General features: G+C 71.9%; 15 protein-coding genes and 1 pseudogene. 8 read left to right on the top strand and 8 right to left on the bottom strand.

The window, feature by feature from the left end; translation table 11 throughout:
• Positions 1-36 precede the first annotated feature (36 nt).
• The 3 genes from BLW82_RS40140 to BLW82_RS40130 form a co-directional block, all read right to left on the bottom strand.
• Positions 37-2,889 (bottom strand): helix-turn-helix transcriptional regulator, encoded by a 2,853-nt coding sequence (locus BLW82_RS40140; protein WP_177233220.1) that lies wholly within the window; start codon positions 2,887-2,889, stop codon positions 37-39.
• Between the two features lie 86 nt (positions 2,890-2,975).
• A complete protein-coding gene (locus BLW82_RS40135; RefSeq protein ID WP_093508528.1) occupies positions 2,976-3,347 on the bottom strand; it encodes a cupin domain-containing protein in 372 nt (123 codons plus the stop codon).
• A 182-nt stretch (positions 3,348-3,529) separates the two neighbouring features.
• Positions 3,530-6,094, bottom strand: a complete 2,565-nt coding sequence (locus BLW82_RS40130; protein WP_093507027.1) for a SpoIIE family protein phosphatase — start codon at positions 6,092-6,094, stop codon at positions 3,530-3,532.
• Between the two features lie 229 nt (positions 6,095-6,323).
• Here BLW82_RS40130 and BLW82_RS44755 point away from each other — a divergent pair, with 229 nt between their 5' ends.
• A complete protein-coding gene (locus BLW82_RS44755) occupies positions 6,324-6,830 on the top strand; it encodes a hypothetical protein (RefSeq protein WP_177233219.1) in 507 nt (168 codons plus the stop codon).
• Positions 6,737-6,961: pseudogene (locus BLW82_RS40125) on the top strand (SDR family oxidoreductase); the annotation flags it as partial. The gene BLW82_RS44755 and the pseudogene BLW82_RS40125, both read left to right, overlap by 94 nt.
• Positions 6,962-7,509: 548 nt before the next feature.
• Here BLW82_RS40125 and BLW82_RS40115 read toward each other — a convergent pair.
• From BLW82_RS40115 to BLW82_RS40100, 4 genes are all read right to left on the bottom strand, one after another.
• Entirely contained in the window at positions 7,510-8,445 is a 936-nt protein-coding gene (locus BLW82_RS40115) for an RNA polymerase sigma-70 factor (protein ID WP_093507025.1), read from the bottom strand.
• Positions 8,446-9,040: 595 nt separating this feature from the next.
• Positions 9,041-9,382, bottom strand: a complete 342-nt coding sequence (locus BLW82_RS40110; RefSeq protein WP_093508527.1) for a hypothetical protein — start codon at positions 9,380-9,382, stop codon at positions 9,041-9,043.
• Positions 9,383-9,396: 14 nt separating this feature from the next.
• Positions 9,397-10,752 carry an NAD(P)/FAD-dependent oxidoreductase gene (locus tag BLW82_RS40105; RefSeq protein ID WP_093507023.1) on the bottom strand — a complete coding sequence of 452 codons (1,356 nt, stop codon included), beginning with the start codon at positions 10,750-10,752 and terminating at the stop codon, positions 9,397-9,399.
• Positions 10,753-10,781: 29 nt separating this feature from the next.
• Positions 10,782-11,162 (bottom strand): hypothetical protein, encoded by a 381-nt coding sequence (locus BLW82_RS40100; protein WP_093507021.1) that lies wholly within the window; start codon positions 11,160-11,162, stop codon positions 10,782-10,784.
• A gap of 134 nt (positions 11,163-11,296) precedes the next feature.
• Here BLW82_RS40100 and BLW82_RS40095 point away from each other — a divergent pair, with 134 nt between their 5' ends.
• From BLW82_RS40095 to BLW82_RS40070, 6 genes are all read left to right on the top strand, one after another.
• The gene (locus BLW82_RS40095; RefSeq protein ID WP_093507019.1) at positions 11,297-11,905 is read left to right on the top strand and encodes a flavin reductase family protein; all 609 of its coding nucleotides are present in this window, start codon (positions 11,297-11,299) and stop codon (positions 11,903-11,905) included.
• 157 nt (positions 11,906-12,062) lie between these two features.
• On the top strand, positions 12,063-12,491 hold the full coding sequence (locus BLW82_RS40090; RefSeq protein WP_093507017.1) for a GntR family transcriptional regulator: 429 nt from the start codon (positions 12,063-12,065) through the stop codon (positions 12,489-12,491).
• Positions 12,488-13,402 carry an ATP-binding cassette domain-containing protein gene (locus BLW82_RS40085; RefSeq protein WP_093507015.1) on the top strand — a complete coding sequence of 305 codons (915 nt, stop codon included), beginning with the start codon at positions 12,488-12,490 and terminating at the stop codon, positions 13,400-13,402. Before BLW82_RS40090 ends, BLW82_RS40085 begins: the two co-directional genes overlap by 4 nt.
• Positions 13,399-14,355: a transporter gene (locus BLW82_RS40080; RefSeq protein WP_093507013.1), complete on the top strand. Its 957-nt coding sequence runs from the start codon at positions 13,399-13,401 to the stop codon at positions 14,353-14,355. Before BLW82_RS40085 ends, BLW82_RS40080 begins: the two co-directional genes overlap by 4 nt.
• A 193-nt stretch (positions 14,356-14,548) precedes the next feature.
• A complete protein-coding gene (locus BLW82_RS40075; RefSeq protein ID WP_093507011.1) occupies positions 14,549-15,685 on the top strand; it encodes an acyltransferase family protein in 1,137 nt (378 codons plus the stop codon).
• Between the two features lie 30 nt (positions 15,686-15,715).
• Positions 15,716-16,495 (top strand): polysaccharide deacetylase family protein, encoded by a 780-nt coding sequence (locus tag BLW82_RS40070; RefSeq protein ID WP_093507010.1) that lies wholly within the window; start codon positions 15,716-15,718, stop codon positions 16,493-16,495.
• Here BLW82_RS40070 and BLW82_RS40065 read toward each other — a convergent pair.
• Positions 16,483-18,108 (bottom strand): carboxylesterase/lipase family protein, encoded by a 1,626-nt coding sequence (locus BLW82_RS40065; RefSeq protein ID WP_093507008.1) that lies wholly within the window; start codon positions 18,106-18,108, stop codon positions 16,483-16,485. The genes BLW82_RS40070 and BLW82_RS40065 overlap by 13 nt on opposite strands.
• Positions 18,109-18,113: the final 5 nt, after the last annotated feature.

Genomic DNA, 18,113 nt, shown 5'->3' with positions numbered 1-18,113 from the left:
GCGCCGCAGCCCGTGCCTCCGGAGCCGGGGCACCGCTCACCCGGTCCCGTCGGCGACATCGCCCCGTTCGACGGCCAGCCGGGTCAGTTCGACACGGGTGTTGATGTCGAGCTTGGTGAAGATGTGTCTCATGTGGGTGTTGACGGTGTGCACGGACACGTGGAGCCGGTCGGCGATCGCCCGGTTGGTGAGCCCGGCCACGACGAGCGGGATCAGTTTCCGCTCGGATTCGGTCAGACTCCCCCACCCCGGGGAGCCGACCGTGTCCAGCCGGGGGGTGCCCGCGCGCACGCCCAGCTGCCGTAGCCGCCGCCTCAGCCGTTCGCCGTCGCCCCGGGCACCCGAGGCCGACACCAGCTCACCCGCTTCTTCGAAGTACGCGATCGCCTGCGCCGTCTCGGCCGAGGCGGCCAGGAGCTCGCCGAGGTCCTCACACGCCGCGGCCAGAGCCAGTCGCCTGCCGGTACTGCGGTAGCCGGCGACGGCGGACACGAGGGCACGCGGGTCGCTGTTGAGCAGGCCGTCCACATGGGCACGGACGGCCGCGCCGATCCGCTGACTGTCGTCCCGCGCGGTCAGGGTGCCCAGTGCGCCGGCCACGGCCTGCGCGACCGACGGGTCGGCGCCGCGCAGCGCGATACGCACGATCGAGGGCCAGTGGGACGGCGGAAGGGTGAGCAGCCGCGTCGGCTCGCTGTCCGCGAAGCTGCCCGTGAGTGCCGCCGCCGCTGCCTCGTGCCTGCCCTCCGCGTCCGCCAGGCAGGCGCGCGCGAGCGACACCCACAGGGCGTACCGCCGCGCGTTCGTGCCGGAACCGGCTTCGGCCGCGCGGAGATGGTCCCTCGCCCCGGCGAGGTCACCGCGCCTGGTCTCCACGAGTGCCAGCACGGCGCGGGCCTGCGGATTCGGCTGGGTGATCTCGAGTTCGTCCGCCACGGCCAGGCCGGCCTCGGCCTCCACGGCCGCGTCGTCCAGCGCGCCCTGTTCGAGCAGGGCGCAGGCACGCCTGGCATGCCAGTGCGGCAGTGACCAGCCGAGGCCCAGCGCCTCCGCTTCGCGTCGGCCCTCACGCAGCACCCGCTCGGTGTCCCCGAGCCGGTCGGTGCTGGTCAGTACCGTGGCCAGCCACAGCGCCGGAATTCTAGGAGGCCGCAGGTAGGCCACGATCGGCTCGGCGTAGGCGCGGGCGGTGGCGGCCTCGGCGAGCTCCAGCGCTCGGCCGAGGCGGCCACGGTAGAAGGACGTCTGCGACTGGAACACCATGACACTGACGACGACGGCTGGATCGTGGCTCTGGTAGGCATCCGCGACCAGGCCTGTGTCCGTCTGCTCGGCGGCGGTGATGTTCCCGAGGTACACGTGGCCCGTCCCCTGGGTCTTCAGCAGCAGGACCCGCAGGTCGTTCGGCAGCGCGGGGAGGGCCAGGGCCTGCTGCAGATGGGTCATGGCCGCGTCGTCGTCGCCCGCGGCCTGGTGAATCTCGGCGGCCACCAGGCGCAGGTTCGCCTCCTGCGTCGGCTCCAGACCGTCCGACAGGGTCGCGTCGACCAGGTCGAGCGCCTCGTGAACCCGGCGGGTCCGGCCGAGGTACTCGGCGGCGTCGGTCAGCAGTCCCACGCGGCGCCGGTCGCGCGGGGGCAGCAGGCCGGCGATCCGCTGGGCCAGGTCCGCGGCCGCGTCGGGGGCCGTCGACGACAGTTCCCGTACGGCGGTGTGCAGCATGGTCACGGCGTCGTCGTCGAGCGGGCCGCCCGCCATGACGACATGCCAGGCCACCTCCGCCGACCGTGCCCCGTCGGCGCGCAGGCTCTCGGCGGCCTCCCGGTGCAGCGCGGTCCGTACGGCCGGCGGCAGGTTCTCGTGGACAGCCTGGCGCAGGAGGTCGTGGCGGAAGGCGAGCCGCGGGCCGTCCGCCGAGAGCAGATCGCTGTTCAGGGCGGCTCCCACGCCGGACAGCAGACTGCCGACCCGCCTCCCGAGCATGCGGGCCGCCGTGCCGAGGTCGAACTCGCGGCCGAGGACGGAGCCGATCTGAAGGAGACGCGCGGCGTCCTCCGGGAGCCGGTGCAGACGCGCGGCGACACCCTGCCGGAAGCCGACGGGTATGTCCCGGTACAAGCGGCCAGCCGCACCCGTCCCTGCTGCGGCGGCCCCCGTGTCAGGGAAAGAGCGCACCAGTTCGATCGCGAGGAACGGGTTGCCCGCGACGCCTCGCAGCATCCTGGCCAGACCGGGTGAGGGTTCCGCCCCGAGCACGTCGGCCGCGATGTGCTCCAGTTCCCGCTGGGGCAGCGGGCCGAGGGTCAGCCATCGGGCGCCGAGGCGTTCGAGGTCCTCCCGCACCCTGGCCACGGTCGGGCGCTCGGTCTCCGACCGTACCGCCAGCACCCACAGGATCCGCGAGGTGGCCAGGCGTCCGGGCAGCGTGCGCAGCGCGAAGAGCGTGGCCGGATCCGACCATTGTGCGTCGTCCACGAGCACGACTACCGGCGCGCGCTGAGCCCGCTCCTCCAGCGCGTCCGCGATGCTGTCCAGCAACCGGAGCCGCTGGTCGTCCAGGCCCGCGGCGGCTCGGGCGGAACCGTCGTGGGCCTGCAGGACGGACTGCAGGGCGGCTCCTGCCGCATATTGATCGAACTCGTCGGCCCGTACGGAGACCACGTCGAACCCGCACCGCCGCGCGCGGCCGTCCAGCTCCGCGAGGAGCCGGCTCTTGCCGACGCCGGGCGCGCCTTCCACGACGACGCAGGCGCCTCGTCCGCCACGCACCGCCACCAGAGCCTCGCGGACGGCCGCGATCTCACGGTCCCGTCCTCGCAGGCGCAGCCCGGTCCCGGCCTTGCCTTCGCGCCCGGGATCCAGGTGGCCCGTGGCGTCCGTGCTGTGCATGAGGCAAGCATGCCGCAGGTCATATGTGCCCTCAACGCCGGTCCCCCTGCCCATGTCGGCCGGGTCCCTCCTTGCGAGCCGGCGGATCACTCGCCGGTGCGTGGGGCGCGCAAGTGGGCCCGTTTCTCCAGTTCCTCGTCGTCGACCAGGGTGAGCATCGGCTGGCCCGGCGCACACATCATGAACACGATGTACTTGGCCGGCACCTCCGAGGAGGCGTTGCCGTTCTGGTAGTGGATCACCTCACCGCCCGGCTCCCAGAACGTCTCACCGGCCTTGATCACACGTTCCGGCTCGCCCTCGAGCTCCCACCTGACCGCACCTTCGAGGACGTAGCCGAAACACGGCCCCGAGTGGCGGTGCGGAGGAGTCCCGGGGTCGCCGGGCGGCCACTCGACGAGAACGGTCATGCCCGAGGCACCCTCGGGAACGAAGGGCGGTTTGACGTCCGCCAGCATCCTGGGGCCGAACGCCGACCCGTTGTCCTGTCCGGCGGTCCCGGCCGCCGGGTCCTCTGCCGACACTGGTGCACCTCCGTAGGGCTGCCCGGAGCGGATGGTCCGGCACTGCTGCTCCAAGAACCACCCTGCATCCGGACGGCGGCCCTCACAAACCAGGAGCGCGCGGCCTGGCGAACCCCCTACCAGGGCGAGGGCCCGCGTACCGCGACGACACCGGAGTCCGCGGCCGTCGCGGAGACGAGGACGGGGCGTTCCGCGGACACGGGAGGAACCCCGGGGGCCGGTGAGTCTGCCGATGCGGGGGCCAGGTCCTCTTCGGCCCAGACCACCTTGCCGCCCGGCACGGTGCGGGAGCCCCATCTGCGGGACAACTGGGCGACCAGAAAGAGGCCGCGGCCGTTCTCGTCATGGGTGCATGCGCTGCGCAGACGTGGGGCGCAGGCGCTCGAGTCGAACACTTCGCAGGTAAGGACCTGGTGCCGGATCAGGCGCAGGGTGATCCGGCCGCTGCCGTGCCGGACGGCGTTGGTGACCAGTTCACTGACGATCAGTTTCGTGGCGTCCGCAAGACCGTCCAGGCCCCATTCGGTCAGCTGGCGGGCCGCCATGTGCCGGGCGCTGTGGGCCGCGGTCTGGTCGCTGGGCAGCGCCCAGGAGGCCACCTGGGTGGGGCTGAGCGTACGGGTGCGGACGAGGAGCAGCGTGGCGTCGTCGGAGGGCGCCTGCCCCGGGAAGGTATCCATCGCGCCGCTGCAGAGTTCTTCGAGGGCGCGGCCCGGTTGGGCCAGGGCGCTGCCGAGGCGGTGCATTCCCACGTCGATGTCGTGGTCGCGGGTCTCGACGAGTCCGTCGGTGTACAGGCCCAGCAGACTTCCCTCGGGCAGTTCCAGCTCCGCGGCCTCGAAGGGGACGCCCAGGCCCAGGCCCAGCGGAGTTCCGGCGGGCAGGTCGGGGAAGGCGACCCGCCCCTGCGGGTCGATGATCGCGGGCGGCGGGTGCCCGGCCCGTGCCATGGCACACCGGCGGGTGACCGGGTCGTAGACCGCGTACAGACAGGTGGCGCCGACAGCCGGGGAGTACTGCTCCGGAGCGTCGGCATCGTCCTCGGCCAGCCGCTGGACCGTGTCGTCGAGGTGGGTGAGTAGTTCGTCGGGGGGCAGCTCCATGTCGGCGAGGGTGCGTACGGCGGTGCGGAGGCGGCCCATGGTCGCGGCGGCGTCGATCCCGTGTCCGACCACGTCGCCTACGACGAGAGCCACCCGCGCGCCGGACAGCGGGATCACGTCGAACCAGTCGCCCCCGACGCCGTGATCCATGTCGGCGGGGAGGTAACGCGAAGCCGTGTCGACCGCCGAGCCGCCCTTCAGACGGTGCGGGAGCAGGTTCCGCTGGAGGGCGAGGGCGGCGGTGTGCTCGCGGACGTACTGGCGCGCGTTGTCCAGCGCCAGCGCGGCGCGGCCCACGAGTTCCTCGGCGAGGAGCACGTCGACCTCCTGGAACGGCCCCGGGTCCGAGGTGCGGATGAACAACACCATGCCCAGCAGGACGCGCCGCGCACGGATGGGTATGAGCATCAGCGAGTGGATGCCGTTCTCGTCAATCGTCCGCGCCCGCTCCGGGTCCTCGTCGAGCCAGGTGCCCGGAGCGGTGTCCAGGACCGGTTCCAGGTGGGGCATCCCGGTGCGCAGGACGTCGGTGAAGGGTGAGGCGGGCGGCCAGGGGACCACCTCGCCGTGCGCCCACGGGGACTCCGGGACCCCGTCGTGGATCGATGCCAGACCGGCGCGCCGGAAAACGGGGAAGCGCCGGCCCGTGGCGCCGACGTGGACCGGGGGCCCTTCGCCGAACGGGACCGACTGTTCGAGGTCCACGGCGACGTAGTCGGCGAGCAGCGGCACGGCCAGGTCGGCCAGTTCCTGGCTGGTCCGCATCACGTCCAGGCTGCCGCCGAGGCGGGCACTGCCCTCGCTGAGGATGGCCAGGCGATCGCGCGCCCGCCGGCTCTCGGTGAGGTCGACGCTGATGACGCACACCCCGAGCACCTGACCATCGGCGTCCTGGAGGCAGAAGACCGAAGCCGCGTACGTGTGCTCCCGGTGCGGGCTCGACGGCAGCCACGTCCGGTGGTCGTGGACCTTCACGGGCCCGCCCCGCATCACCTCTCGCATCGCCGCCTCGAGTGTTTCGGCCTCGGCACCCGGCCGCACATCGCTGAACCGCCGCCCGAGCCGACGGTCGCGGGAGATGCCGTCGTGGCTCTCCATCGTGTCGTTCACCCAGGTGCACCGCAGTTGCGGGTCCCGCACGACGACGCTCATGGGGACGCGGGCGAGCAGCGATTCCCGCACCAGTTCGTTCGTCGCTTCCCCGGAGGCCTCGCCGATGTCGGTCACGGAGACGAGCCACCTGACCGTTTCGCCGCGCCCCCACAGCATCGAGACCCGCAGGCTCACGTCGAGCCGGTGCCCGTCCCGGTGCCGTACCGTCGTCGTGCCCGACCAACCGCGCCGGGCCCGGCACCGGTCGACGAACTCCGCGGTCGTCGTCGGCGCTTCTTCGGAGTACGGCAGTACGGCCGAGGCCGACCGGCCCACCACGTCGCCGGCGGAGTACCCGACCAGGCGCTCGGCGGCCCGCGTCCATCCGACCACCGTCCCCTGCTCGTCGAGCATCGCGATCGCCGACTCCGAGGGCTCGCGGATGTTCGGCTGCCTGCGGGGTGTCGCTGTGTCTGTGCTGATCATCGAATCGTCGTCCTCGGATAGGTGGCGGCGAGGCAGGCACCTGTGGCACGCCGTGCTTCGTCACCGTGATCGATTCCGCTGTCGGACATGAGCGCGATTGCGCCCCCACTTGTCCCTTTTCAGGGCATTGACCGGACGGCGCTCTGATCTGTGACAGAGGCCACCGCCGCGACGGCGGTCCTGGCGGCTCTCCGCGTGGGGCCGGCCGGTGCGGACGTACCGTGCTGGTATGTGCTCCACGTGGGAGAACGGCGCGGTACCGCCCTACGGACCTCGTCCGTCCTCCGCCGCCTCCGAGCCGACACGCCGGGCGGAGCTGGACCGGCTGCTGGAGTTCGCCGTGCGCGACACGGGGGTGCTCGCGGGTGCTGTCTTCCTGCTGGCGTCCGATGGGCAGACGCTGCGGCTGGAGGTGACCACGGGGCTGCCGACGGAGTACCTGACGCCCTGGTCCCGGGTGGCGCTGTCAAGCCCTGTCGCGGTGGCGGAGGCGCTCCGCCTGCGGCGGCTGGTCCGGCTCAGCGATCCCGACGAGTTCGCCCGGCGCTATCCGCGTACGGCGACCGCACTTCGCCACCACTGCGCGGCAGCCGCGGCACCGATCGTCTCGGTACCGGCCTCAGCCGCCATCCCCGGGCGGGCATGGTCGCGCTCGGGGCGGCCAAGGCCGCGCTGGAAGGGCTGGCCCGCTATCTCACCCAGGAACTGGGTCCGCACGGAATCACGGTCAACGTGATCGCGCCCGGTGCGGTGGAGGACACCCGGATGGCCGGCGTGACCGGCGACGCGGTCAGGGAGCGGCAGGTGGCCGCCACCCCGCTGGGCCGCCTGGCGCGTCCGGCCGACGTCGCCCAGGCGATCGCCTTCCACACCGGTGAGGACAACTCCTTCATGACCGGCACCACCGCCGCGGTCAACGGCGGAACTGCCATGGACCGACGAACTCGCCGTCTGGCGCGCACGGAGCGCCGGCCTCCCGGACCACACGGCCGAGAAGGTCATCGTGCGCACCATCGATCTCGCCCACGTCGGCCGTGGCCTGCACGAGGAACTGGCTTCCAGATCCCCACCGTGGGCGTGGCCGTGGATGCCACCCCCATCCCGCCCGACGACCCGGCGGTCCAGGCCGTCGTACGTGCGCATCGCCGTGCCCTGCAGGTGATCCACGACGCCCCCGGGACCACGCTGCGGCACATCCGGACATTCCCGGACGGACAGACCGCGAAAGAGGTCCGAGCACACTACGAGACGTACATCGAGCCGTACTTCACCGACGACGGCCGAGCCGATCTCGAGGCCGGCGAGAGCGCGATCGGGGCGGTCGCGGCCGAACTCGGCATGCCCGCCTCGTCACCGCAGCCGAGATGTACCGTACCGCGGTGTTCGAGCCCGGGTGAGGAAGCCGGGAGTGCGGCTCATCCGACAACCGCCCCAAGGCCGGGCGCGGTTGCGCCTCGGGTGCCGGAGTCCAGAAACGCGGCGATCTTGCCGGGGTTGAACACCCACATCACCCTGCGGATGCCTTCCCGGGAAGCGGCGATCGTCAGGATCGTGGTGGGGGAACCGTCGCGGTAGATCATCACGCCCGTACGGCCGTTGGCCTCGACCAGCCGCAGGTCCGCGCCCTGCCAGAAGCGGCGGGTCGCGGTGGCCAGGTTGGCCACACGCGCAGGCCCCACCACAGGTACCCGGGCGGCTCCCCGCAGACCGTTGCCGTCGGACAGGCTGACGACGTCAGGGGCGAGGACGGCTTCCAGCGAAGCCACATCGCCGGTACTAGCCGCTGATACGAAGGCGTCCAGCAGGCGCCGATGCTCCTGTGCGTCCACACTCGACCGCGGCTCGCCCGCAAGGCGCTTGCGCGAACGGCTGACGATCTGACGGACGTTGACGACGCTGAGCTGCAGGATCTCGGCAATCTCCGGATAGGAGTAGTCGAACGCCTCGCGCAGGACGTACGCGGCCCGCTCGGTGGGGCTCAGCTTCTCCAGCACGAGCAACAGGGCCAGCTCCAGAGCCTCCGCCCGCTGCGCGCCCACCTCCGGATCACAACCGGTGTCGACGGGCTCGGGCAACCACGGCCCGATGTAGGTCTCCCGGCGCACCCGCGCCGACTGCGCCACGTTGATGGCCAGGCGGGTCGTCGCGCTGGACAGGAAGGCCACGGGGCTCAACACCACGGAGCGGTCGGTCTTCTGCCAGCGCAGCCACACCTCTTGGACCACGTCCTCGGCCTCGGCCACGCTGCCGAGCACACGGTAGGCGATCCCGAAGAGGCGCGCCCGGTACTGCACGAAGGCAGAGACAGCCTCGTCAAGGTCACTCCTCGCAGGGGACGACTCTAGATACATGATCCTGTGGTCCTCGTTCCTCCGGATACGGCAGTCGCGTGGCGGGATCACATCGCTACCGCGGACAGGTGGACGGCTTCGGCAAGCGGTCCAGGGGAAAAGCGGCAACTGAAAGTCACGACTGGTCCCATCGCAGCTGACCAGAGATCCGGATCGGCCCCGCTCCTCTGGCGGAGCAACGGCGGTCAGGTGGAGACATCGTGATCTCGCGGCCCAGCCCTCGGCTGACCTCAGGACTCTCTTCAGGTAGCGCATGCATTCTTCGCCAACCACACCAGACTGGGTCATAGCGATGGCCGGGCACATCGCATGATCGAGTGATTCGGCCGGCCCTGGGACGGGCGGTGGATCGCGCGGCCCGCGGGTAACTCCTTCCGCCTGGCGTGTCTCACCATTGACCGGCGGGGATCGGAAAATGTGACACGGTGCCCGACACACCATGAGCGGCCGTCACACCAGGACGCGGCCCCTCGTCAGGGCAGGTCCGGACGGCCGGAGCGGCTCGGTGCACTCCCGGGGCCCATCGCACGATCTAGTGATTCGACCCGGCCGGCCGACGGCAGCGGAACCATCGACGCGGTGCGCAGTCGGCGTTTCAGCTCAACGATTTCAGGAGCACGGCGAAGCACAGGGCCATGGCCACGCTGATCAGGATCATCGCGGTGAGCGTTCCTCGCAGCCAGCGCGTGAAGCGGACCCGGTGCCGCTGCTGAACCTCGGTGACGTGTGCCGCGATGTGTTCCGTCACCATGCGCGCGACGTATGTCTGTTCCTTGAGATACCAGGTCTCGATGTCCACCTTCTGCTCCGGGGTCAGCCCCGGTACCCGCGTGGTGAAGACCGTGACGCGCTGCCGTGCCGCTTCCAGATGGGCGTGCCGGCACAGGAAGGTCTCGATGTCGGTCAGGCCGCGGGCGGCCTCCTTGCTCGTGTTCATGGTGTGCTCCACGGTCATGCGGCCGTACGACCGCTCGTCGGACTCTCGCCGGCGCGCTGCGGATCACCGCTCGTGACGAACGCGTCGCGTGGATGCTGGACGGAGGCGAGGGAGACGAGATCCCGGCCGAAGACCGCGGCCGTGAGCCAGACCGTGAGGACGCGGATCTTGCGTTCCCATGAGGGCACGGCCAGGACGTGGTAACCGCGGTGCATCAGCCAGGCAGGAAGCCCCTTGATGACGATTCTCTTGTACTGGAAGATGCCCCGGCCCAGCCCGAGCGTGGCCACCACCCCCAGGCTGCTGTGGCGGTAGTTCTTGATGCGCCTCCCGCGCAGATCGGCCACGATGTTCTTCGCTAGGCGTCTGCCCTGCCGTACGGCGTGCTGGGCGTTCGGCACCGTGTGAGCCCCCGGCACCCTGGAGGCCAGGTCGGGCACGGCCGCGTCGTCCCCGGCCGCCCATGCGTCCGGGACTGGTTCGCTGCCGGTGCCCACGCGCAGGTCGGGGCGGACCACGAGCAGGCCCCGCTCGTCGATCGGAAGATCCGAGTGGTTGTGCACGACCGGATTGGAGGCGTTGCCGGCGGTCCACACGACCAGTGCGGAATCGAACTCCTCCCCGTCGGAGAGCACTACACGGCCGCCGGCGAGGGAGCGGATCTGTGTGTCGAGGTGAACGTGCGCGCCACGGCGCTCCAGGGAGCGCACCACCCAGGCGCCCGGCTTGTCCGCCACCTCGGGGAGGATGCGGCCCCGGGCCTCGACCAGGTGGAAGGAGAGTTCGTCAGCGCTCAGCTCCGGGTACGACTTGAGCATCGCCATCGCGAGCGACAGCAGTTCCCCGAAGCCCTCGACCCCGGAGAACCCGCCGCCCACGAACGTGACGGTCAGCAGCCGTCGCCGCTCGGCGCCGGCAGGCAGGGAGGCCGCCTGGTCGAACGCAGTCATCAGCCGGTCGCGGATGGCCACCGCCTCTTCGACGTGCTTCAGACCGATCGCGTGCTGGGCGAGCCCCGGGATGGGGAAGGTGCGGGTCACGGCACCGGCGGTCACGACGAGGGTGTCGTAACGCAGTTCGTACTCCGCTCCGTCGGCGGGTCGTACCGTGACCGTCCGGTCCGCGTGGCGGATCGCGGTCACGGTTCCCGCGATCAGCCGGGCGCGGCGCAGGTGCCGCCGCAGCGACACGGCGGCGTGCCGCGCCTCGACCGATCCGGCCGTCACCTCCGGCAGAAACGGTTGGTACGTCATGTACGGGCGGGGGTCGACAACCGTGACCCGTGCCTCTGCCGCACTGAGCCTCTTCTCCAGGCCCCATGCGGCGTAGAAGCCTGCATAGCCGCCACCGACGATCACAATTTCGCGCATCAGACCCTCTGTTTGTTGTTCGACACCCCTTAGACAAAACAGGGCCAGAAGGTGTGACAGGGCCGTCTCATGACCAGCCCGATGGTGAGCACGGTGATGACGGGCTTGAGCACCGCCTGCCGGCCGGTCAGCCCTGAACGCTCGGGGGAGCGTCGGTCCGCGGACCGGGGCGGTGACGCCGCTGCGGCGTCGCCGCCCCGTCGCTGGGCACGGCGCTGCGCGACGTGGTGGAGCGTGGGCTGGTCCGGCGGCGGGCCCACCCCACCCACGGGAAGATCCTCGAGATGTCCGTCACCGCCGCCGGGGTGGAGCCGGCGCTGCAGGGCGGGGGCGTACTGGAACCGTGCGAGCGGGGAGCCCTCCGGGCCTTTCTGCCCGAGGAGCAGGAACAAGGGCGCGAACACCTCCATCGCATGCCCGGCACCCTCAGCCCACGGGCCCTCGGAGCCGCCGGGCCCCCCGACGAGACGCACGGTGCGTGAGCCGGCACGACACACCCGGCGGGCTGCGGAAGACCCAGGTGCGCCGGTCCGATACTCGGTCCATGCGTGTGGAATACGCCCCCGAGGCGATGAGCAGCACGGACTTCTACAGGTTTCTGACGTCGGTGGTCATTCCCCGGCCGATCGCATGGGTCTCCACGATCACCCCCGACGGACGGACCGAGAACCTCGCGCCGCACTCCTTCTTCAGCATCGCCAGCACCGATCCCCCGATCGTCCAGTTCACCTCGATCGGCCGGAAGGACTCGCTGCGGAACGTCGAGGCGACCGGGGAGTTCGTCGTCAACTTCTCGTCCGAACCGCTCCTGCGGCTGATCAACGCCACGGCCACCGACTTCCCGCGCTCGGTGAGCGAGTTCGACACCGCGGGCATCGAGCGGGAAGCCAGCCGAAGCGTCCGCCCGCCCAGGGTGGCGGCCGCCCATGTGGCGCTGGAGTGCCGTTCCCACACCACCCTGCGCATGGGCAACTGCACCCTGGTCTTCGGGCGGGTGCTGCAGGCCGCGGTCGACGAGAAGTACCTCGCGGACGGCCGCCCCAGCAGCGAGCTGCTGCGCCCCCTGACGAAGCTCGGCGGCGACGAGTGGGGCACTCTCGGTGAGGTGCTGCACCTGAACCGCATCCCCTACGAGGAACCCGGCACCGCCTGATTCCCCGCCGGTGCCGCCCGGCGACGCGGCCCACCGGCGGCACCCCTCCCCCCGCTCACGCGCTCACGCGCTCAAAGGAGTTTGACAGCGCGGGCGGACATCCACCATGCTTCCATTAATTCATTAGCACAAGCATGGTGGAACCGAGGAAGGCGACGTGATCGACTACCGGATCGACCGCGGCAGCGGCGTACCGGCCTACGTACAGATCGTCGAGCAGACCGAACGAGCGCTCCGGATGGGGTTCCTGAAGGTCGGGGACAAGCTGCCCACGGCCAAGGAGGTGGTGGCGGCGACCGCCATCAACCCCAACACCGTGCTCCGGGCCTACCGCGACCTGGAGCAGGCCGGCCTGGTCGAACTCCGCCGCGGCCTCGGCACCTTCGTGACGCGATCACTCGCCCGCCCCGGCGCGGAGGACGACTCCCCGCTGCGCCGGGAGGTCACCGCCTGGGTGGCCCGCGCCCGGGCCGAAGGCCTGGAGCGGGCCGACGTCCTCGCCATGGTCACAGCGGCCCTGGACACCCACGACGAACACGACACCCACACCCCGGGCGACCGGGAACCTACGAAGGAGGACGCATGACCGGGCCAGACGCGCCGGCCGCGGTGCGCGCCACGGGACTCGGATTCCAGTACCGGAGGCGGGGCGACTGGGCCCTGCGGGACTGCGAGTTCACCATACCCGGCGGCCGGATAGCCGCTCTCGTCGGACGCAACGGCGCCGGCAAGAGCACGCTGCTGCACCTGGCCGGCGGCCTCCTGCGAGCCGGCACCGGGGACCTGCGGGTACTGGGCGCCGCGCCCGGCACCCCCGAGGCCCGCACCCGGGTCGCCCTGCTCACCCAGGACAAGCCGCTCTACCCCCGGTTCACCGTGGCGGACACCCTGCTGATGGGCGAGAAGCTGAACTCCTCGTGGGACCGGGCGGCCGCCGAGCGGATCGTCCAGGAGGGCGGCATCCCGCCCCATGCCCGCGTCGGCGAACTCTCGCCCGGCCGGCGCACCCGCGTCGCGCTCGCCCTGGCCCTCGGTAAGCGACCCGAACTCCTGCTGCTCGACGAGCCGTTGGCCGACCTCGACCCGGTGGCCCGGGGCGAGATCATGGCGGCGCTGATGTCCGAGGCCGCCGAGCGCGGCACGAGCATCGTGCTCTCCTCGCACGTCCTGCCCGAACTGGAGGAGACCTGCGACTGGGTGCTGGTGCTGCGCGAGGGCCGGGCCGAGCTGAGCGAGGACGCCGAGGCGCTGCGCGAGAGCCACGCCGTACTGACCTGCTCCGCCGACCGGGCCGACGCCCTTGCCGCACAGCACACCGTCGTACAGCGCCGCATCGCCGGCCGGCAACTGACCGCCCTGGTGAGACAGCGCGGACCGCTGCGCGGCGACTGGCACACGGCACGGCCGCGGCTGGAGGACATCCTGATCGGCTACCTCCAGGCCCCGGAGGAGCCGGCGCGGACCGCCGCGGGCGAGCGGACGGAGGCGGCGGCGTGAAAGGCTCCCTCTGGCTCGCCTGGCGCCAGCAGCGCGTCCCGGCCGGCATCGGCGCGGCCGCCCTCATCCTCACCGCGGCGATCGCCGCGTACTACCGCTCGCGCATGCTGGACGCCTTGCACAGCGGGCTGTTCGACCACTGCGCCACCGGGCCGCTGTACTGCACCCGGCCCGACACCGGCCTGCCACTCCTGCTGGACGTCGAGCCGCTGAAGTACCTCGGGGCGCTGAACATCCTGCTGCCCGTCGTCATCGGAGTCTTCTGGGGCGCCCCGTTGCTGGGCCGCGACCGGGAACTGGGCACGCACCGCATGGTCCTCGCCCAGGGCCCGAGCCGCGGCCAGTGGTTCGCCTCCCGGTTCGCCCTCGCCGCGGTGACCACGACCGCCCTCTCCGGCCTGCTCGCGGGAGTGTTCGCCTGGTGGTGGCGCCCGGCCGCCGACCGCAGCTACGGCCTGTTCTGGTACGACACCACCGCGCTGAGCGGCTCGGGCCCCCGCGTCGTCGCGGCCGCCCTGTTCGGCCTGGCGGCCGGCACCCTGCTGGGCCTGCTGGCCCGCCGGGTCCTGGCGGCGATGGGCCTGACCCTGCTGGTGACGGGGATGACGATCCTCCTGCTGGAGTGGACGCACTGGACCCGGCTCCTGGTGCCGCCGCACACCTATGTCAGCGCCGGCAGCGCCCCCAAGGCGCCGATGGGCGAGAAGTGGTCGACCGGGAACTACGGCCTGATCACGGCCTCCGGACGCCACGACTCCGTGTTCAACTGTGCTTTCCCGTCAGGGGCCCGGCTGAAGGAGTGCATGACGGCACATGGGTACGTGGCCCGTTTCTACGAGGCCAACCCCGCCGGTGACTACTGGGCCTTCCAGTGGACCGACACCGCCGTCCTCGGCGGCCTGGCCGTCCTGCTCACGGTCGTCACCGTGCTGCTCCTGCGCCGCCGCGTCTGAGCAGTCGCCGCACCCGCACCACTCCCCCTCACCGTCCGCCCCTCACCGGGGTTCCCAACTTCCCCTGCACGGAGGTCGCTTCGCCATGCCCGCCGACGCCGAGTCGCCGAAGAAACCGCTCCCGCACGTCCGGCCCGGGACAGGCGTCAGCCGCCCGCCGGCCACCGTCTGCTGACCCGGTCCCGGTTCCGACATGCCGTCCCCCGAACCGCACAGCGGGCCGTCGCGCCTCGTCGCGATCGACGGACTTCGCCTGGTGGCCGCGCTGATGGTCGCCGCATACCACTTCCTGGGCACGCCCACCCCGCACTTCTGGGGCAGAACCGAACTCCGGGACTCCGCCCCGCTCCTGCACGAGATCAGCGGCTACGGCTGGCTCGGCGTCGAGTTCTTCTTCCTCATCAGCGGCTTCGTGATCTGCATGAGCTGCTGGGGGCGGACCCCGGCGCAGTTCACCGTCTCCCGCTTCGCACGGCTCTTTCCGGCCTACTGGTGCGCGGTGCTCCTGGTCGTCCTGCTCGTCCTGGGCTCACGGCTGGTCCGGTGGCCCGCCGCCACCCACGTCGACCCGCGTACGGTGCTGGGGAACCTGACGATGGCCCCGGGACCACTGGGACTCGATCCGGTCGACGGAGTCAGCTGGACCCTCTGGGTGGAGGCACGCTTCTACCTGCTGATGGCCGCGCTCCTCGTCCTCGGCCTGACCTACCGGCGGGTGGTGGCCTGCTGCGGAGCCTGGCTGCTGGCCGGTGTCATCGCCCGTGAACTCCACTCGCCGCTGCTCGACGAATTCGTCCTGACCCGGTACACCGGGCTGTTCGTCGCCGGCATCGTGCTCCACCTCATGCACAGGTTCGGGCAGAGCCTGCTGCTCTGGCTGCTGCTCGGCTTCGCCTGGTGCTACCAGCTCACCGTGCTCGACCTACGGGTGGCCGACCACGCCGCCGTACCCCCTGGCGAGGGGCGGCCCTCCTGGGCCGTCTGCGCGGTGGTGCTCACACTCTGCCTCGGGCTGCTCGCCCTCGCCGGAACCGGCCCGCTGACCGGGCTGCGCTGGCGCTGGCCGGTCACCGCCGGGGCGCTCACCTACCCCTTCTACCTCGTCCACCAGAGCCTCGGGGTCCCCCTGGCCAAGGGCCTGGTCCGGGCGTTCCCGGGGCTGGGGCCGCTGCCCGCGACGGCGCTGTCCGTCGTCTGCATGCTGGGGCTCGCCCTGCTGGTCCACAGGCTGGTGGAACGTCGGCTCGGACGCCGGCTGAGGCAACGCCTGACCCTCGACATGCGGCCGCGGGACCTCTCCGCGCGGCCCGCCCTCACCCGCACGCGCTGACCCCGCGACTCCATCGAAGAAGGGGCTCCCATGCTCTTCAACGCACGTACCAGACGGTCCCGTGTACTCATCGCCGTCGCGACGGCGGCCGTCGTCGCCGTGGCCGTCGCCGTGACTCTGGCCCTGACGGTGACGACCTACGAGCACACCTCGCCACGCACCGCCCGGAACAAGGCATCGGGATCGGTGACCGGAGACGTCGACTGCCGCAGGGCGAAGTGTGTGGCCCTCAGCTTCGACGGCGGCCCCAGCGCGACGACTCCCAGGCTGCTGGACATCCTCAAGCAGCAGCATCTGCACGCCACCTTCTTCGTGCAGGGCAGGGGGCACATCTCGAAGTACCCCGGCATCCTGCGCCGCATCGCCGAGGAGGGGGAGGAAATCGGCAACCACACCTGGACCCACCCGAGGCTGACGGACCTCGACGAGGCCGGCGCCCGTGCGGAGCTGACCCGGACCCAGAACGCCATCGAGAGGATCACCGGCACCAGGCCCGTCCTGATGCGTCCGCCGGAGGGCCGTACGGACCGCACAGTGGCCAAGGTCTGCCGGGAGCTCGGGCTGGCGCAGGTGCTGTGGAGCGTCACCGCCAAGGACTACGAGACGACGGACTCGGCGCTGATCACCAAGCGGGTTCTCGAACAGACCCACCGCGACGGCATCATCCTGCTGCACGACCTGCACAAGGGGACCGTGCCCGCCGTCCCCGGGATTCTCAAGGCGCTGAAGCAGCGTGGCTACACCGTCGTCACGGTGTCGCAACTGCTCGCCCCCGCCAAGCCCCAGCCCGGGATGGTCTACCGGCCCTGAGGCGCCTCGCCGGCGCTCCTACCCCTTGTCGCGCGCTCTCCCCCCGCAGAACTCCAGCCGCCCGGCTCGAGCGCGCTCCAGAACGCGCAGTGGTGGCGGGACTCCGCCGTCCGGGTGGGCACGACGTGGTCCGGTGCCAGGGAGAGCACCGTGTGCCGGGACCAGACCGGCGCCGACGGGCCGTTCGGGTCGGCGGTGCGGGCGAAGCGGCTCCAGTAGTCGATCATGGTGTCGGCCAGCCGGTGCTGTGCCGCGGTCAGTTCGCGGGGCCGGCCGCCCAGGTCGAAGAGGTAGGGCAGTTCGCTCGCGTGCGGTGCGCCGAGCGGGAACGGCGGGGTGCCCGGGGTGAGGGGCGGAGCGTGCTCGTCGGCGAACTCGTACCGCCAGACCGGCACCCGGGCCGCGAGCAGGCCGCCGGTGCGCGCCGTCGGGCAGGCGAAGTCCGCGTCGCCGATGACCGCGCCGAACACCGGGCCGCCGTCGGCGCCGTGCACCGGATACGCGCGGACGACCGCCTCCGCCTGCCCCGGGGAGGGGAAGAAGGCGGCGGCGACGTCGGGCCAGGTGGCGGGGGTGACGGGGTGGCCGGCCTGGATGATGCCGGCGGCCCAGCCGTTGCCCTCGTCGTGGTTGTTCCCGATGAGCACGGGGACCTGGTGGAAGCGGCCGCCGGCGATCGCCGCCGTGGGATCACCGGGCAGCAACGGGGTGCCGTAGGCGGGCTGTTGGTCCGTGTCCTGGGCGGCGAGCAGCCGGGAGACCCGCACGCGCCGCAGGCAGGCGAGGACGTCGTGGGAGGAGCCGCAGCCGACGTTCGACGCGAGGTCCGCGCCCGCGTCGCGTGCCGTGGACAGGGGAACGGCGGACGGCGCGAAGGGGCGGTCGGGACTGCCGGTGCAGGGGCCGCTCTCGATGATCGCCCGGTCGAAGAGTCCGGCGGCCGCGGGTGAGGCGAGTTGGGCGCAGACGCTGTAGCCGCCCGCGGACTCGCCGGCCAGCGTCACCTCGTGCGGGTCGCCGCCGAAGGCGCCGATGCCGGCACGGACCCAGCGCAGCGCCGCCTGCTGGTCGGCCAGCCCGAAGGTGCCGGAGCCGGGCAGCCCCGCGCGCGCGAGGAAACCGAGCGCCCCGAGGCGGTAGTTCACGGTGACGACCACGACGTCGCCCCGAACGGCCATGCGGTGGGCGTCGTACGAGCTGCCCGCCCCGGTGGTGAAACCGCCGCCGTGCAGCCATACGATCACCGGCCTGGGGTGCGCCGGGCTCGCGCCGTCGGGTGTCGTGACGTTCAGGTGGAGGCAGTCCTCGTCGGTGCTGCCACCGGGCACCTCGCCGGCCGGCTGCGGGCAGGCGCTCGCGGGCCGGGTCGCGTCTCGCACCCCTGTCCAGGCGGCCGGACGGCGCGGGGCCGCCCAGCGCAGCGTGCCGACCGGTGGGGCCGCGTAGGGGATGCCCTCGAAGGTGCGGTATCCGTCGTGTGCGGCTCCCCGCACCAGGCCGTCGCGGGTGTGCACCGTCGTCGCGACGGCGGGCCGGGCGGGTGGCGCCGGAGACCAGGCCGCCGCGAGTACGGCGGTCAGGGCGCAGGCCAGGGTGGTCAAGGTGCGGTGCATGGTCG

Source organism: Streptomyces sp. Ag109_O5-10, from assembly GCF_900105755.1.
Taxonomy (GTDB): Bacteria; Actinomycetota; Actinomycetes; order Streptomycetales; family Streptomycetaceae; genus Streptomyces.
This window is presented reverse-complemented; position numbering and strand designations above follow the sequence as displayed.